Here is a 14,916-nt window from a genome sequence, read left to right on the forward strand (position 1 = left end):
CACGATTCGTTGATATTCCAAGGACGGCAACAGAGTAACCCTCGGACTTGCGTACCAAGGATATTGTTAAAATGACACTCGATCTCATTCATTTTCCGAATTTCAAAAAGACCTTCTTTGGAACGGCTTTCCAAAACGATTCCCTTGCTCTTCTGACGCGAATTCGCGATGAGATTGGTTGCCGCCACATCATGCATACCTATCGTGGTCGCATGGGTGATTGCACGAAAACCACTTCTTCAGATCTGACGGTCGTGATGACCGTGCCGACCGCCTGGACTGCGCGTTACTCCACCAAGAATTACTTCGTCATTGATCCGATCTTTCAGGAAGATGCGCCTTATTTCCAGACTGATGCGAGCGGTATTGTTCGCGATCTTCAGGAGGATGCCAATGAGTGCCCGTCTATTGCTGAACTGCTACAGGACGCGGAGAAGCACGGGCTTGGCAATATCTTCATTGCTGTGTCAGCCCGCAGCCAGAAAGGTGCCGTGGGTTGCACCTTGTTCATGTTCGAGATGGGCCCCGACGAAGATCGCGAACAGTTTGTATCCAAGCTTCGCCCGCGCCTGCTGAGCCTGTCCGGGATTATTCATTCAGCCCTGTGCGGCTGCAAGGATGTTGCGACGGTTGCAAGCCTTTTGACCCCGCGTGAAGTCGATTGCCTGCGCTGGGCCGCGAACGGCAAGACGGACGGGGAGATTGCGGAAATCCTGAGCATCGCGCGCTGGACTGTCGTGACCTATCTCCAGAATGCGAAGATCAAGCTTAACTGTTCCAACCGTACTTCGGCAGTCGCGACAGCGCTGTCGCTCGGCATCATTGAAATGCCGGAAGTTCACCATCTGGTGTAATTGCGATAGCCATACAAAATACCTGCAACACCGGGTGTTTCAAGCATCCGGTGTTTTTGTTCAAGCCCGTTTTCTGAGCGGCAGGCGGGCGGCGTCGAATGCGTTGGCAAGCCTCGCCGTATTTTTGGCCGGGTCTTCGTCCGCATCTTCGAAGGCGATATGGTTCAGCTCTACTCCGGCAGTCTTGTCGGTCAGCGTCAGGCGGAAATAGGCATAGACGCCCTGATTGCGGAATTCCATGTCGAGCACGATGGCAGGCGCTGAGTGCCAGTCGCAGAGATATTCGCCGCCATGGCCAAGTTCCAGCGTACCGGGAAAGAAATAAAGCTCGGTGGCTGAACTGACGATATCGGCGATATTGGCAAAAAGCTCGCAGCGTATGAAAGCAATGTAATCCGCCGGATCGACCAGACGAAGATCGGTTGCGACCTCGCGAAGGTTCTGGGCAATAATCGCTTCGCGCTCGTTCGAGAATTGCAGGCTCTTCATGGTTTCACCGCCGATCTGGGGGAACAGGCTGTCACTGTTCTGAAATATATAAAAATCATGGCTATCCATCAATGTATTGCGTGCCGTGCATTGATCACCCGGATAAGCTCGGCAACGGCCTTGTAGAATTCCGGTGCGATCATCTGGTCGACATTGACCTGCTTATAGAGCGCACGCGCCAGCGGAATGTCCTCGAATATCGGGATGGAGTGCTGTACTGCTATTTCTCTGATCTTCAATGCTATGAGATCCTGTCCCTTTGCGACGACAATCGGAGCGGCATCCTGATCGGGCTTGTAGCGCAGTGCTACGGAAAAATGAGTCGGATTTGCGACGATCAGTGTTGCCGTCGGAACGGTGTTGATCATGCGGCGGCGCGCGCGGTCGCGGCCAAGCGAACGCAGACGCGATTTGACCAGCGGGTCGCCTTCCGACTGCTTCAGCTCATCTTTCACTTCCTGTCGCGTCATACGCAGTTCCTGCCGCCAGTGAATACGTGACCATGCAAGATCGAAAGCCGCAATTGCGGTAATGGCCAGAACATTGGCGACGAGCAGGCGCACCATGTTCTCGCGTAGAAATTCCGGCAGGGCGCTCGGATCGGAAGCGACCGCATCTGTGAAAAGGCTGTTGCCGTTGAAGAAGACGACAAACACGATGACACTTGCAGCCAGAAATTTGGCGAGAGATTTGAGAAACTCGACCTGACCGGCGCGCCCGAAAATTCGCTGCCAGCCCTTGAGCGGGGATATGCGGGACGCTTGCGGGCGGATGCGTTCGCCAACGAAGCGCGGCGCATTCTGGAATGCCGAGGCTGCAATACCGGCAAGCGGAATGATGATGAACACCGGCACCAAGGCTGCACCGACCGCCAGCGCCAGCACGCCAAACAGGCGGCTTGCATCTTCCGCGCTGTTGAGGAGCCAGTCTTCGGGGCGGTCGATCAACTCGCGCAGGAAGACGGCAAGCTTGGTGGTGGCAGGCCCTGCGACAAAGATCGCGATAATCAGAAAGGAAGCGATACCCGCGAGAATCGGCGTTTCGCGGGAGAAGGGCATATTGCCCTTTTCCAAGGCGTCGCGGATCTTCTGCTCGGTGGCTTCTTCTGTTTTGCTTTCCTTGTCAGCATCATCTGCCATGGGTCACACGAAATCAGGACGAAGCTTCGCTTGCGTCGAGGGTGATGATACCGCGCTCGGAAAGATCGATGGCGATACGGGCTATCGTGCGGCGCGCATCGGCGATGTTCTGCGCGGTTATGTTGCCCTGCTCGGCGCCAAGCTCGGTTTCCACCATGCGGCGACCGCGAGTCGAGAGCGACGAGAGAACGAGTTCCTGAAGCCTTGTGTCGGCTCCGCGCAATGCGGTGGCGATCTGTTCCGTCTGCACTTCATCGAAGAGCAGAAGGCGCGCGCGCTGCGACAGACGCTCAATGTCTTCGAAGGTGAAGAGCTTGGCTTTGATACGATTGAGATCGTCGCGATTGAGATCCTCCAGGCTCGCCATCAGTTCTTCCATCTCGCTTCTGTCGAGTTGGTTGAAGATGTTGGCGATCTGGCCGTGATGAGCTTTGACCGGACCGGAATCGCTACGACCGAGAAGGTCGCGCCGCAGTACGTCTTCGAGAAGTTCGGCAGCCGCCGGTGCCACATTGCCAATATGGAGCGAGCGCTGCACGACGGCATTGCGCAGCTGAGGTGGCAGGACGACGAACAGCCGCGCTGCAAGGTCGGATGGCAGCTTCGACACGATATAGGCGATGATCTGCGGATGCTGGTCCGTCAGATATGCCTGCAGGCTTTCCACCGGCAAGCGCCCAAGCTGCACCCAGACCGATTCCTGAACGAGCTGTGGCTGGACGCGGTCTTCGAGAACCGCATCGACTTCTTCCTGCGGCAGAGCCTCCCGCAACAGGCCTTCAAACCGCTGGGCGGCTTCTGAAACCGGCGCGCCTTCGGCAAAGGAATCCTCGAACTGCTTGACGAGCTGCTCGAAATCGAGCGGAGAAATTGGTTCCAGCGTACGGGCATGACCGGCAAGCTTGCGCAGGTCCTCGGCATTGAAATGCTTCAGAAGACGTGCGGCAGCAGGGCGCCCGATAGCAACGAGGACCGCTGCAGCTTTTTGCGGGCCGGTCAGTGTATCGATCAAGCCGGTAGCGCCACCTTCAATATCTTCCGCGAGGGCTTGCTGTTCATGGTCGGCCATGGTCACGTCCGTTATTTGCCGATGATTTCGGTGAGGCTGACACCGAAACGCGAGGAGTCGTCTTCAAGGACGATAACTTCGCCACGGGCGATGACGCGGCCATTGACCACGATATCGACCGGATCGCCGATCTGCTTGTCGAGGGTGATGACCGCACCGCGACCGAGCTTCATCAGATTGGCAACCGGCATGGTCGTACCGCCAAGAACAACCTGAACATCCACGGGAATGCCCATGATGAGTTCGAGATTGGGCTTGGATGGGCCTTTCTGCGTGCCGCGCGGCTTTTCCTCGCGCAGTTCTTCAATGGCTTCGTCCAGTTCCTGCTGCATGTTCTTGTCCTTGTTGTGAGCGCTCATGCCTGCCCCGCAAGTTCGACGTTGGCTTTACGAACTGCGCGACGCACGAAAACCGGCAGCGCGTTCTTTTCCTTCGGGACTGATTGTTCGGTGGCAGTGGCGATCTTGTCTTCGGTGCGTTGCGAGCTGTCGGCGACGTTGCGCGCATGGCGGATATCGCGGGTCAGGGCCTTGCGCAGCCGGTTCAGTTCCTCGATTGCCTCTTCCATTTCGCGGCGCACGCGCTGCGTTTCGGCAAGGCGGGCTTCAAGTTTGTTGTTTTCGTCCGTCAGATCAGTGCGTTCGCTCTGGATTGCCTTGACGGCGCGCTCCAAACCGTTGGAGGCGGCTGCAACGCGCAGCGCCAGCAGCTTGCCAAGCTTGATTGTCTCATTGGCTTTGCGGCCAACCACGATGAGCGCGGCGAGCGACGTAAGAGCCATCAATGTGGAAAGCACGTTAGCCAGCAACAAGCTCATCGATGAAATCCTCTTCCTGATTGACAGGGTCGCCGACCTTGACTGTGAAATGAATGCCCGATTTGCCGAGCGTGCACTTGAAAAGCTGCTGGTCACCGGCGCGCAGGCGTACCTGCTCCATGGCATCGGCGGGCAGTTTCAGAACCTGACCGATTTCCAGCATCGACAATGCGTCCAGTGTCATCGATCCCTGCTGGATGAAAGCTTCGAGTTCGATGCGCGCACGGCTGACTTCCTGCCGCATCTTCTTCGCCCAACTCGGATCGGCCTGATTCATCGGGCGGCGCAGAAAGGCTGCCACGGCATCCTGCATCGGCTTGTGTGTGCTGCGCGGCAGAAGCAGATGAACCTGCCCGTTTTTGCCTGCGGCATTAACATCGATACGGCAGGCGAAAAGGCGCGAGCGCTCGAAATTCTCGCGGTCGAATTCGGCCGTGTCGGTGCATTCACCGGCGGCAAATAGCGCCTGTCCGTTTCCGACAAAGACCTGATCAAGAGAACTGGCGAGATGACCGGCAAGAAGAGCGGAAATCTTCTGTTCCAGCATGCCGAAAGGCCGGTCCTCATCGACAGAGCCGACATTGCCCTGTGCGCCATACATGGCTTCGATCACGGTGAAAACGAGCGTCGCATCGGCGGTGAGATAAAGTGTGCAGCCCCAACGCTCGGCCTTCAAAGGTGCGATGATCGCCGCCTTGTCGAGAATATCGGCAAACGCAGCATCGTCAGTGCTTTCCACTTGGCCTGCCTCAACGTCGAATGCGGCAGAGCAGCCATGTTTCAGCCGGTCACAGAAATGCGTCGAGGCATCCTTGAACACATGGCCAAGCGATTTCAGGTCGTCGCCCGAAAGGCCTGCTGCACGCAGCAGGTTCTCGGCCAGAACATCGTTTTTGCGGTTTTGCCCCAAGGTGGTCATCTTACGCTGCCTGCTGGGTCGGCGCGCTTGCCATGGTTTCCTGCTCGACCACATCGATGGTCGGGCGATCATAGGCAGAGATGGTCTTGCGGCCATATTCCACAGCGATCTGCGGCAGGGAGCCATTCATATAAGCGAGAAGTGTCTGCTTCACGACGATGTAGAGGCGATTGTTCTTTTCGCGGGTCGATTTGATCTTGGCTGCGATCGGGCCGACGACGCCGTAAGAGAAGAAGATACCGGCAAAGGTACCGACAAGCGCGGCGCCGATCAGATGGCCCAGCACTTCCGGCGATTGATCAAGTGCGCCCATGGCCTTGATGACGCCGAGAACGGCGGCAACGATGCCGAGTGCGGGCAGGGCTTCGGAAATGCTGACCATGGCGTGATAGGGCTTGAGCTTGTCGCGGGCGATGGTGTGGATTTCTTCGTCCATCAGTGCCTCGATTTCATGCGAGCGCACATTGCCCACGATGATGAGGCGGCAATAGTCGCAGATGAAATGGGTGAGGTCTTCTTTCTTCAATACGCTCGGATAGGCCTGAAAAATCGATGATTCCTTTGGGTTGTCGATGTGGACTTCCACTTCGTTGCGCGACTTGGCGCGCAGCTCGCGCATCAGGCTGTAGAGCACGCCCAGAACGTCGAGATAGTCGCGCTGCTTGGGAACCGCGTTGCTGAATGCTTCCATGCAGGCGCGGCCCGTGTCTTTCACGAGTGAAAAAGGGTTGGCGATGAAGAAGGTCCCGAGCGCGGCACCCAGAATGATGACGAATTCCCAGGGCTGGATGAGCACGCTGACATGTCCGCCCATGGCGATAAAGCCGCCCAGCATACAGCCCAGTGTGATGACAAGACCGACAATAATGCCCAAAGCTCGAGACTCCCGCGTACAAGTTCGTTCATTGCACCTTATGGATCGCGGCTTGCGCGAAGCTTGCCAACTGGCGCGGGCGGAAGCCAGCTTCGGACAAGCTTGGTCTTTCATAAAGGATTGAAATACCGGAAGGGGGTCATGCGCATGGTCGATACGATGACAAGCTATCGCCTGATCGCGGCGGATATGGCGCGGTCGTTGCAGCGTGTTTCGAAGGAACCGATGGTGGAGCGGGAAACCGCCTACTACAAGGAAAATATCGGCAAGGTGAAATCCATCGATGATTTCATGGCCGATAGCCGCCTTTATAATTACGCGATGAAGGCGTTCGGTCTGGAAGACATGGCCTTCGCCAAGGCGTTTGTTCGCAAGATATTGACCGAGGGCGTCACGAGCGATGATGCCATGGCGAACAAGCTGACCGACAAGCGCTACAGGGAATTTGCGACCGTCTTCGATTTCGCAGGCAAGGGCGCCGGGGCCACGCAGAGCGCGGTTGCCCAACAAGGTGTCGTGGATAAATATCTTCGCCAGACGCTGGAAACTGAAGCCGGAAGCCAAAATGAAGGCGTGCGGCTGGCACTTTATTTTGCACGCAAGGCGCCGACGATCACCAATGCCTATGAAATCCTTGGCGACAGAGCACTGGTGTCGATGATCCAGACGACCTTCGGCTGGCCATCCAATATATCCAACGCTGATATCGACAAACAGGCGAAGATGATCGAGGACAAGATCGACTTCACCAAGATGTCCGATCCCGATTACGTGTCGAAGTTGATTTCGCGCTTCACCGCCATGTATGAGATGAACAACCCGACGGCGAGCAGCCCGGCGTCGATTGCGTCCCTGCTTCTGGGCGGAACCTCGTCTGTCGGTATTTCGATGGATATTCTCAGCACCTTGCAGAATTTCAAGCCGGGCGGGCGTTAGGCGATGCAGAATAATTCGATTTATGTCGGGCTTTCGTCGCTCATCACGCTGGAACGGCGGATGGATGCCATTGCCCACAATGTTGCCAATGTCTCAACCGTCGGTTTCCGGGGCGAGGGTACCAAGTTCGATACCATCGTTTCGAACAAGGCCAGCGACGATGTGAGTTTCGCCACGGCGGGCAAGAGCTTCATCCGTACCGAAGCAGGTCCGATGATCAAGACCGACAATCCGCTGGACGTTGCAGTCAAGGGCAATGTCTGGATGTCGGTCTCGACAGCGCAGGGGCAGATTTATACGCGTGATGGGCGCATGAACATGCTGCCGACGGGCGATCTCGTTTCCATCACCGGCCATCCGGTTCTCGATGTCGGCGGCGCCCCTATCGTACTCAATCCCGGCGGCGGCGCACCGAAGATTTCAAGCGACGGCGCGATCTATCAGAACGGCGCGCAGATTGGCGCTATCGGTCTTTACACCATTCCGGCGGATGCGGACCTGACCTATGCAGGCACATCCGGCGTGATCCCGAACAAGCCTGCCCAGCCGGTGGCCGACGACAACAGTGTGGGCGTCGTGCAGGGTATGATCGAAGGATCGAATGTCGATGCCATGACGGAGATGACCCGCCTCATCAGCGTCAGCCGTGCGTTTGAGCAAGTCAACAATCTGCTGTCGCAGCAGGAAAGCACCGTCTCTGAAGCCATCAAGACCTTGGGCTCCAGAAACGGATGATGCCTGATTTGCCGCTCTCCCGTCTGGCCGCCTTTGCCCGACAGCAATTGGTAGCGCCAAAGCCGCTCACCGGTATCGGCGGAACGGTGAGCGACGTGTCACGCTCGGCTATCGCCGTGCGTGGGCTTTCGCGTGATGCGCATTTGGGCGATGCAGTGGCGATCCACGCACAAGGCGGCCAGAGCCTTGCCGAAATCATCCGGGTGACTGACACGCAGGTACTGGTGAAGCCGTTCGATGACCGCATCATTCCGTCGCTTGGCGCTGCGGTTTTCAAGGAAGGGCCGCTGCGTATTCGCCCGGCACCAGAATGGCGCGGACGCGTCGTCAATGCGCTGGGTGAGGCGGTTGACGGGAAAGGCGCGTTGCAACTCGGCACCCGGCCAATGGCGTCCGAGAGCCTTGCACCGGCTGCCTTGCGCCGCGGGCGGGTGGATCGCGGCTTGCGAACAGGCGTCAATGTCATTGATATTTTCACGCCGCTTTGCTTTGGTCAGCGTATCGGCATCTTTGCAGGATCGGGCGTCGGTAAATCGACGCTGCTTGCCATGATGACGCGCGCGACTGATTTCGACACGGTGGTACTGGCTTTGGCCGGCGAGCGCGGACGCGAAGTGCGTGAAATGCTGGAAGAGACCATGGCAGGCCATCTCGACAAGACCATAACCGTGGTGGCGACCGGCGATGAAAGCCCGATGATGCGCCGCCTCGCACCCAATACGGCGACGGCCATCGCCGAATATTTTCGTGATCTCGGCCAGAATGTCCTGCTGATCGTCGACTCCGTCACGCGTTTCGCCCATGCGGCGCGCGAAGTGGCGATTGCCGCCGAGGAGCCACCGGTTTCGCGCGGCTATCCGCCAAGCGTCTTCAGCCAGTTGCCACGTCTTCTGGAGCGCGCCGGCCCCGGTATCACCGAAGCGGGCGGCAGCATCACCGGCATTTATTCGGTGCTGGTCGATGGCGACGATCACAATGATCCGGTTTCCGACACGATCCGCGGCACGCTGGACGGGCACATCGTGCTTGATCGCGCGATTGCAGCACAGGGGCGCTTTCCGGCGGTCGATATTCCGGGCTCGGTTTCGCGCCTTGCGAAACACAACTGGACGCCGGAGCAACGCAAGCTGGTCAGCCAATTGCGGGGCATGGTTGCCCGTTTCGAGGAAACGCGCGACCTGCGTGCCATCGGGGCGTACCAGAAAGGCCATGACGGTCTTCTGGACCAGGCGGTCGATCTTGTGCCGCGCATTTACGACGCTTTGCAGCAATCGCCGGAAACCGGCCTATCGGACGATCCCTATAACGACCTTGCCGCGGCACTGCGCGGCGACAGACAGGCGCAACAAGCATGATGACGGGCTTTCGCAAGACAAAGGAAGAGAAACTCCTTGCAGATCTGACGGCGGAGGTCGAGGCAGCTGCGCGACAGGAAGGCATGAAGAAGCCGCAGAGCAAGGTGGATCGCTACCTCAAGATCGCGGCCATCACGCTCGCCGCCGGGAGCGCGATGCTGCCTTTCGTCACCTATCTTCAGCGTGTTGATCTGGGTTCGCCCGAGAAGGCCGAGCGCAAGATCATCGATCCGCTGGACCGTTCGGAACAGAAAACGGTGCGCCGTTTTCCGTCCTTTCGACCATCCGAGCAGGTTGCGCCGAACGCTGACGTGGACAACACGATGACAGGCTCGGTCATGTCGAACGGCAAGGGGCTTCCGGGAACCGGCATGGGCAATGGCGGCGACGGAAGCGGGGAAGGGCAGGCGTTCCCGAAGCCGGTTTTTGCACTGCGCGAAGTCGTTGGCGGCATGGCGATGATCGAGGATACATCAGGTTACTGGTTCGTCGAAAAAGGCTCGTTGCTGCCCGATGGCAGTCACCTCGTTTCAATCGGTCGCGGTGCGGGCACCTGGCAGCTCACGACATCGTCGGGCGATGTGATTGAGATGCGGAGGTGAGGGGAAGGCAATAAGGCAGTACTGCCCTATCCTCCCGCAAGCTTGACGCAAGTTCCGGCCTTTAAGTTAACCAACTATAAAGGCGGGAAACTCCATGAGCTCCATTCATCTTTTCGATCTGGCTGCAAGGCAGGCGCAGTGGCTGTCGGTGAGACAGGCCACCGTTGCAGGCAATGTCGCCAATGCGAACACGCCGGATTTCCGGGCGCGGGACGTGCAGCCCTTCGCTGATGTGCTGGACAAGACGCAGCTCACCATGGCTGCCACCAGCCCCCTGCATCTGGAAGCCAAGGCTGACGGGATCGCCGGTGCGCGCCTGCGGCCGGACGACATCACCGAGCAGACCCACTCCGGCAATACGGTCGATGTCGAACAGGAAATGATGAAGGCCGGTGAGATCGCCCGCGAATATTCGCTCAACACAAGCATCGTCAAAGCGTTCCATCGCATGATGCTTTCGGTCGCGAAGGGGTAGTTATGTCTTCCGATGCCTTGCAAAGCACATTGAAGATCGCAGCGTCGGGCCTTTCGGCCCAATCGACGCGTCTGCGCATCGTTTCCGAAAACATCGCCAATGCGCAGTCCACCGCCGAGACTGCCGACGCCGATCCCTATCGCCGCAAGACGGTGTCCTTCCGTACCGAGCTGGAACAGGGCACAGGAGCCGCCGAAGTTCGCATTGCCGAAGTCGGCAAGGACACATCGCCCTTTATCGAGCAATACGAGCCGAGCCATCCCGCAGCGGATGAGCGCGGCTATGTCCGTTACCCCAATGTCAACATGGTCGTCGAAATGGCGGACATGCGCGAAGCCAATCGTTCCTATGAAGCCAATTTGCAGGTCGTGAAACAAGCCCGTGAGCTGATTTCCATGACCATCGATCTCTTGAGGAGCACATAATGTACGACTCGATCATGAGCATTTCGGCGCGCAATGCCCTGTCGCGCCTCTCGGAAACCGTAGCCGAAAAGGGCGTGGGTTCCACTTCCGCGCCGCAGGCTGTTCCGGCAGCTCCGGGTGCCTCGTTCGGCGAAGTCCTGTCGCAGATGACGGATTCCGTCGGCCAGAAGCTGCAGACGGCTGAAGCGACGTCCATTCAGGGCATCAAGGGCGATGCGCCGGTGCGCGATGTGGTCAGCTCCGTCATGGAAGCCGAACAGTCGCTTCAGACGGCCATCGCGATCCGCGACAAGATCGTGCAGGCCTATCTCGAAATCAGCCGTATGCCCATCTGATTTGCGGTAGCCAAGGATAAATAAGCCATGAAAGCCCTGACGATCGCCGCCACCGGCATGAACGCCCAGCAGCTCAATCTGGAAGTGATTGCCAACAACATCGCCAATATCAACACAACGGGCTTCAAGCGCGCGCGTGCGGAATTTTCCGATCTTCTTTATCAGTCCGAGCGTACGGCAGGCGTGCCCAATCAGGCTAACCAGTCCATCGTGCCGGAAGGCGCTCTGGTTGGCCTTGGCGTACAGACGGCAGCGGTGCGCAATCTCCATATGCAGGGCAGTTTCAACCAGACCGGCAATCCATTCGATCTGGCTTTGACCGGCAAGGGCTGGTTTCAGATTCAGAGCCCGACCGGCGAGACGCTTTATGCGCGCGCTGGCGCGTTCAACAAGAATGCCGATGGCCAGCTTGTGACGCTCGATGGCAATCCTGTCGAACCGGCGATCACCATTCCGCCAGACGCCGTTGAAGTGACGATCACCGATACGGGACAGGTTTTCGCCAAGCTGCAGGATCAGGTCAATCAGGTCGATCTCGGCCAGCTGACCCTCGCCAACTTCACCAATGAAGCGGGTCTGGAGCCGCTCGGCGGCAATCTCTATCGCGAGACGGAAGCATCCGGCGGTCCGCTGGTCGGCGTGCCAGGCGATCCGGGCTACGGCTCGATCAAGCAGGGCTATCTCGAAGCGTCGAATGTCGATCCGGTGAAGGAAATCACCGATCTCATCACGGCGCAGCGTGCCTATGAAATGAACTCCAAGGTTATTCAGGCTGCCGACGAAATGGCGGCAACCGTATCGAAGAACTTGCGCTGACGGTGATGGCGATGGGCTGTGTGAAGGCGATCTTTCAAAAGAAAAGGCTGGTTCTTGCCGGTGGCTTCCTGCTTGCCGCAATGGCTGGCGCAAGTGCGGCAGACCGCATCGCCTTTGTGGTGCCTTCGGCCACCGTCTATCCCGGCCAGATCGTAAGCGATACGGCGTTGCTGGAGAAGCAGTTCTTCATCAATGCGCCGGCGGCGACCCAATATGTGCTATCCCCGGATCAGGCGGCAGGCAAGGTGGCGCGCAAGACGCTGCTCCCCGGCAAGCCGATCCTCGTTTCCGCATTGGGGGAGCCGTCTCTGGTTACACGCGGTGTTCCGGCACCGCTGGTCTTTACCGCCGGTACGCTGACCATAACCGCCATGGGCACACCGCTCGAATCCGGTGCGGCTGGCGATTTCATCAAGGTTCGTAACGTCGACAGCGGCATCATCGTGTCCGGCACTGTGCTGGCCAATGGGCGCATTCAGGTGGGGATGCAGTGAGAAAGACTTGCGCCGCCCAGATTGCTACTTTGTTCGCCGTCCTGGCGCTCGTTTTTCAGCCTGTTGCAGGATTTGCGGACGAGTCGTCGAAGAATGCGCGGGAATTTGGTTCCGCAGTGGATGCCGATGCCGATTGGCTTGGCTCGGGTGGCGATCCGTCGAAAATGGCCTATGCCGAACTTGGCCGGGGAAGCGCGGTTGCGCGCCTGAAGGATATCGCCACCATTCAGGGCGTGCGTGAAAACCAGCTTGTGGGCTATGGTCTTGTCATCGGCCTCAAGGGCACCGGGGACAGCCTGCGCAATTCGCCGTTCACCGAACAGTCCATGCGCGCCATGCTGGATAATCTCGGCATCAGCGCGCCGCGCAACTCCACCCGCTCTAAAAACACGGCTGCGGTCATCGTGACAGCGAACCTGCCCGCCTTTGCCGGTGCCGGTTCGCGCATCGATGTGACGGTATCGTCGCTCGGCGATGCGACGTCGCTGCAGGGCGGCACACTGGTCATGACACAGCTCATGGGTGCCGACAATCAGATTTATGCCGTTGCACAGGGCAACATGATCGTGTCCGGCTTTGCGGTGGAAGGTGAAGCCGCAAGCGTGACGCAGGGTGTGCCGACTTCCGGTCGCATCCCCAATGGCGCGCTGGTCGAACGCGAAGTGGCGGGTAATTTCGGCAAGGAAACCGAAATGATCGTCGAGCTGCGCGATCCTGATTTCACCACTGCCGTGCGCGCTGCCGACACGATCAATGTCTTCGCCAAGCGCCGTTACGGTCGCGGTGTTGCTATTGCGCGCGATGCCAAAACGATCCGCCTGTCGCGTCCGAAGAACGTGCCTGCCGCGCGCTTTCTTGCGGAACTTGAAGGCCTGCCGATCACGACTGACGAAGTGGCGCGTGTGGTGGTTGACGAACGGACTGGAACTGTCGTCATCGGCGAGAAGGTGCGTATCTCCAAAGTAGCGATCAGCCATGGCAGCTTGACGGTTCGTGTAACAGAAACCCCGATGGTCGTTCAGCCAGAGCCGTTCAGCGATGGTGTAACGGCTGTCGAACCGAACACTGATATCGCCGTCAACCAGCAGAACGCCAAGATTGGCATTCTGACCGGCGCAAATCTTGAAAATCTGGTGAAGGGCCTGAACCAGATCGGCGTGAAGCCGACCGGCATCATCGCAATATTGCAGGCTATCAAGACATCCGGCGCGCTTCATGCGGAACTGGTGGTGCAATGACCATGGCTCATAAAATGATCCGGTATGGTTCGGCAGTAGTGCTGCTTCTGGCTGCCTCTGCTCCGGCATTGGCGCAGCAGGCGGCGACGCCCGCTCCAGTACCGCTAGAGGCATCGGCGGCACAGCAGCTTGCTTCTTCGCCGCCGCTTGGCAACCTCGATGAAATCCGTAAGTTCTGCGGCAATATCGACGATCAGGCGGCGGACGCCCGCTACGCGCTGCAGGCCAAGCAATTGACCGAGCTGAAGGCCGATGTCGAGGAACGGATGCGTGCGCTTGAGGAAAAGCGCCGGGAATATGAAATGTGGCTGAAGCGCCGCGACGAGTTTGTCAGCAAGGCGCAGGATTCGTTGGTCGACATCATCTCGAAAATGAAGCCTGATGCAGCGGCGGCGCAGATGGCGCTGATTGGCGACGAAGCGGCGGCAGCCCTGATCCTCAAGCTCAACCCGCGCGTATCCAGTATCATCCTCAATGAAATGCCGCCGGAAAAGGCGGCCAAGCTGGCCCGCGTCATCGTCGGTTCGCAGCGCACGACGACTGCACCGCAGGCTGTGAAGGATCAGTCGGGCAGGGATCAGCGCGCCGCGGCGCAGTCCGGGAATACGGTTCAATGAAAAACAGCATGAACAAAGCAACCCTTGCAGCAGCAGTACTGGTTCTTCTGGCCGGTTGTGCCACCAAGCCGGAGGAAATCGGTCGGGCACCCGATCTGTCCCCGGTTGCGGCCCATCTTGGTATGCAGAACAATCCGCAGTTCAACGGCTATCCGGCGCGTCCGAGCAAGGCGACCTATTCACTCTGGGACCAGCGTTCGACCAATTTCTTCAAGGATCCGCGTGCGGCGACGCCGGGTGATGTCCTGACCGTCATCATTTCAATCAACGACCGCGCCAATCTCGATAACAAGACGGATCGCGAGCGTGTGTCGAAGGGCATTTACGGTGCCGGTGGTTCGTTTGCCACGAGCAGCAGTACGGGTGCCGGTGCCGGCGGCGACATGGATGCTTCGCTCAACACCCATTCCGACAGCAAGTCGAAGGGCAAGGGCACCATCGAGCGCAGTGAAGATATCCGCCTGCAGGTTGCAGCCATCGTCACCGATACGCTGCCCAATGGAAACATGATCATCCGCGGGTCTCAGGAAGTGCGCGTCAACAATGAGCTGCGCGTGCTGAATGTCGCCGGTGTCGTGCGTCCGCGCGATATTTCTGGCAATAACACGATTTCCTACGACAAGATTGCCGAGGCCCGCATTTCCTATGGTGGCCGCGGACGTCTGAGCGAGATTCAGCAGCCGCCATACGGCCAGCAGATTCTCGATCAGGTTTCTCCGTTCTAGGG

Annotated in this window: 20 protein-coding genes; 13 read left to right on the forward strand and 7 right to left on the reverse strand. The window is 58.5% G+C overall.

Features of this window, described 5'->3' with window-relative positions:
* Positions 1-71 precede the first annotated feature (71 nt).
* On the forward strand, positions 72-854 hold the full coding sequence (locus tag AAE521_RS08745) for a helix-turn-helix transcriptional regulator (protein ID WP_071630590.1): 783 nt from the start codon (positions 72-74) through the stop codon (positions 852-854).
* A gap of 60 nt (positions 855-914) precedes the next feature.
* Here the strand turns inward: AAE521_RS08745 and AAE521_RS08750 are convergent, their stop codons facing one another.
* The 7 genes from AAE521_RS08750 to motA all read right to left on the reverse strand — a co-directional run bounded on the left by AAE521_RS08750 (position 915) and on the right by motA (position 6,161).
* Positions 915-1,343: a hypothetical protein gene (locus AAE521_RS08750; protein ID WP_071630773.1), complete on the reverse strand. Its 429-nt coding sequence runs from the start codon at positions 1,341-1,343 to the stop codon at positions 915-917.
* A gap of 68 nt (positions 1,344-1,411) precedes the next feature.
* Positions 1,412-2,482: a flagellar biosynthesis protein FlhB gene (gene flhB, locus AAE521_RS08755; protein WP_342061084.1), complete on the reverse strand. Its 1,071-nt coding sequence runs from the start codon at positions 2,480-2,482 to the stop codon at positions 1,412-1,414.
* A 13-nt stretch (positions 2,483-2,495) separates the two neighbouring features.
* A complete protein-coding gene (locus AAE521_RS08760; protein ID WP_071630588.1) occupies positions 2,496-3,551 on the reverse strand; it encodes a flagellar motor switch protein FliG in 1,056 nt (351 codons plus the stop codon).
* Between the two features lie 11 nt (positions 3,552-3,562).
* A complete protein-coding gene (gene fliN / locus AAE521_RS08765; RefSeq protein WP_071630587.1) occupies positions 3,563-3,910 on the reverse strand; it encodes a flagellar motor switch protein FliN in 348 nt (115 codons plus the stop codon).
* On the reverse strand, positions 3,907-4,368 hold the full coding sequence (locus AAE521_RS08770) for a BAB2_0123 family type IV secretion system effector (protein WP_071630586.1): 462 nt from the start codon (positions 4,366-4,368) through the stop codon (positions 3,907-3,909). Before AAE521_RS08770 ends, fliN begins: the two co-directional genes overlap by 4 nt.
* Positions 4,349-5,287 (reverse strand): FliM/FliN family flagellar motor switch protein, encoded by a 939-nt coding sequence (locus AAE521_RS08775; RefSeq protein ID WP_071630585.1) that lies wholly within the window; start codon positions 5,285-5,287, stop codon positions 4,349-4,351. Before AAE521_RS08775 ends, AAE521_RS08770 begins: the two co-directional genes overlap by 20 nt.
* A 1-nt stretch (position 5,288) precedes the next feature.
* Entirely contained in the window at positions 5,289-6,161 is an 873-nt protein-coding gene (gene motA, locus AAE521_RS08780) for a flagellar motor stator protein MotA (protein ID WP_010660722.1), read from the reverse strand.
* A 147-nt stretch (positions 6,162-6,308) separates the two neighbouring features.
* Between motA and AAE521_RS08785 the strand changes: the two genes are divergently transcribed.
* The 12 genes from AAE521_RS08785 to flgH all read left to right on the forward strand — a co-directional run bounded on the left by AAE521_RS08785 (position 6,309) and on the right by flgH (position 14,914).
* A complete protein-coding gene (locus AAE521_RS08785; protein WP_342061085.1) occupies positions 6,309-7,097 on the forward strand; it encodes a DUF1217 domain-containing protein in 789 nt (262 codons plus the stop codon).
* A gap of 3 nt (positions 7,098-7,100) precedes the next feature.
* Complete coding sequence (gene flgF, locus AAE521_RS08790) at positions 7,101-7,832, forward strand: flagellar basal-body rod protein FlgF (protein WP_342061086.1); 732 nt, start codon at positions 7,101-7,103, stop codon at positions 7,830-7,832.
* The gene (fliI, locus tag AAE521_RS08795) at positions 7,829-9,187 is read left to right on the forward strand and encodes a flagellar protein export ATPase FliI (RefSeq protein WP_342061087.1); all 1,359 of its coding nucleotides are present in this window, start codon (positions 7,829-7,831) and stop codon (positions 9,185-9,187) included. Before flgF ends, fliI begins: the two co-directional genes overlap by 4 nt.
* Complete coding sequence (locus tag AAE521_RS08800) at positions 9,184-9,789, forward strand: hypothetical protein (protein WP_342061088.1); 606 nt, start codon at positions 9,184-9,186, stop codon at positions 9,787-9,789. Before fliI ends, AAE521_RS08800 begins: the two co-directional genes overlap by 4 nt.
* Before the next feature lie 94 nt (positions 9,790-9,883).
* Positions 9,884-10,264, forward strand: coding sequence for a flagellar basal body rod protein FlgB (gene flgB / locus AAE521_RS08805; RefSeq protein ID WP_071630581.1), 381 nt, complete (start codon positions 9,884-9,886; stop codon positions 10,262-10,264).
* A gap of 2 nt (positions 10,265-10,266) precedes the next feature.
* Entirely contained in the window at positions 10,267-10,689 is a 423-nt protein-coding gene (gene flgC, locus AAE521_RS08810) for a flagellar basal body rod protein FlgC (protein WP_012093515.1), read from the forward strand.
* Positions 10,689-11,024: a flagellar hook-basal body complex protein FliE gene (gene fliE, locus AAE521_RS08815; RefSeq protein WP_010660729.1), complete on the forward strand. Its 336-nt coding sequence runs from the start codon at positions 10,689-10,691 to the stop codon at positions 11,022-11,024. The genes flgC and fliE overlap by 1 nt, the downstream gene beginning before the upstream one ends.
* Before the next feature lie 27 nt (positions 11,025-11,051).
* Positions 11,052-11,840, forward strand: coding sequence for a flagellar basal-body rod protein FlgG (gene flgG, locus AAE521_RS08820; RefSeq protein ID WP_010660730.1), 789 nt, complete (start codon positions 11,052-11,054; stop codon positions 11,838-11,840).
* Positions 11,841-11,851: 11 nt separating this feature from the next.
* Positions 11,852-12,334, forward strand: a complete 483-nt coding sequence (gene flgA / locus AAE521_RS08825) for a flagellar basal body P-ring formation chaperone FlgA (protein ID WP_010660731.1) — start codon at positions 11,852-11,854, stop codon at positions 12,332-12,334.
* Positions 12,331-13,572: a flagellar basal body P-ring protein FlgI gene (locus tag AAE521_RS08830; protein ID WP_342061089.1), complete on the forward strand. Its 1,242-nt coding sequence runs from the start codon at positions 12,331-12,333 to the stop codon at positions 13,570-13,572. The genes flgA and AAE521_RS08830 overlap by 4 nt, the downstream gene beginning before the upstream one ends.
* On the forward strand, positions 13,569-14,189 hold the full coding sequence (locus tag AAE521_RS08835) for a MotE family protein (RefSeq protein ID WP_342061090.1): 621 nt from the start codon (positions 13,569-13,571) through the stop codon (positions 14,187-14,189). The genes AAE521_RS08830 and AAE521_RS08835 overlap by 4 nt, the downstream gene beginning before the upstream one ends.
* A complete protein-coding gene (flgH, locus tag AAE521_RS08840; RefSeq protein WP_029376182.1) occupies positions 14,186-14,914 on the forward strand; it encodes a flagellar basal body L-ring protein FlgH in 729 nt (242 codons plus the stop codon). The genes AAE521_RS08835 and flgH overlap by 4 nt, the downstream gene beginning before the upstream one ends.
* Positions 14,915-14,916 lie beyond the last annotated feature (2 nt).

The sequence above is a fragment of the Brucella cytisi genome, from assembly GCF_038433355.1.
In the GTDB taxonomy this organism is placed as follows: Bacteria; Pseudomonadota; Alphaproteobacteria; order Rhizobiales; family Rhizobiaceae; genus Brucella; species Brucella cytisi.

What these genes read in the sequence shown, in the direction of transcription:
- AAE521_RS08745 (WP_071630590.1), top strand. Translation starts at nt 72, where the DNA reads ATGACACTCGATCTCATTCATTTTCCGAATTTCAAAAAGACCTTCTTT.
- flgA (WP_010660731.1), top strand. Translation starts at nt 11,852, where the DNA reads ATGGGCTGTGTGAAGGCGATCTTTCAAAAGAAAAGGCTGGTTCTTGCC.
- fliN (WP_071630587.1), bottom strand. Translation starts at nt 3,910, where the DNA reads ATGAGCGCTCACAACAAGGACAAGAACATGCAGCAGGAACTGGACGAA.
- flgH (WP_029376182.1), top strand. Translation starts at nt 14,186, where the DNA reads ATGAAAAACAGCATGAACAAAGCAACCCTTGCAGCAGCAGTACTGGTT.
- flhB (WP_342061084.1), bottom strand. Translation starts at nt 2,482, where the DNA reads ATGGCAGATGATGCTGACAAGGAAAGCAAAACAGAAGAAGCCACCGAG.
- AAE521_RS08760 (WP_071630588.1), bottom strand. Translation starts at nt 3,551, where the DNA reads ATGGCCGACCATGAACAGCAAGCCCTCGCGGAAGATATTGAAGGTGGC.
- AAE521_RS08775 (WP_071630585.1), bottom strand. Translation starts at nt 5,287, where the DNA reads ATGACCACCTTGGGGCAAAACCGCAAAAACGATGTTCTGGCCGAGAAC.
- AAE521_RS08750 (WP_071630773.1), bottom strand. Translation starts at nt 1,343, where the DNA reads ATGAAGAGCCTGCAATTCTCGAACGAGCGCGAAGCGATTATTGCCCAG.
- AAE521_RS08785 (WP_342061085.1), top strand. Translation starts at nt 6,309, where the DNA reads ATGGTCGATACGATGACAAGCTATCGCCTGATCGCGGCGGATATGGCG.
- fliI (WP_342061087.1), top strand. Translation starts at nt 7,829, where the DNA reads ATGATGCCTGATTTGCCGCTCTCCCGTCTGGCCGCCTTTGCCCGACAG.
- fliE (WP_010660729.1), top strand. Translation starts at nt 10,689, where the DNA reads ATGTACGACTCGATCATGAGCATTTCGGCGCGCAATGCCCTGTCGCGC.
- flgC (WP_012093515.1), top strand. Translation starts at nt 10,267, where the DNA reads ATGTCTTCCGATGCCTTGCAAAGCACATTGAAGATCGCAGCGTCGGGC.
- flgF (WP_342061086.1), top strand. Translation starts at nt 7,101, where the DNA reads ATGCAGAATAATTCGATTTATGTCGGGCTTTCGTCGCTCATCACGCTG.
- flgG (WP_010660730.1), top strand. Translation starts at nt 11,052, where the DNA reads ATGAAAGCCCTGACGATCGCCGCCACCGGCATGAACGCCCAGCAGCTC.
- AAE521_RS08835 (WP_342061090.1), top strand. Translation starts at nt 13,569, where the DNA reads ATGACCATGGCTCATAAAATGATCCGGTATGGTTCGGCAGTAGTGCTG.
- AAE521_RS08770 (WP_071630586.1), bottom strand. Translation starts at nt 4,368, where the DNA reads ATGAGCTTGTTGCTGGCTAACGTGCTTTCCACATTGATGGCTCTTACG.
- flgB (WP_071630581.1), top strand. Translation starts at nt 9,884, where the DNA reads ATGAGCTCCATTCATCTTTTCGATCTGGCTGCAAGGCAGGCGCAGTGG.
- AAE521_RS08800 (WP_342061088.1), top strand. Translation starts at nt 9,184, where the DNA reads ATGATGACGGGCTTTCGCAAGACAAAGGAAGAGAAACTCCTTGCAGAT.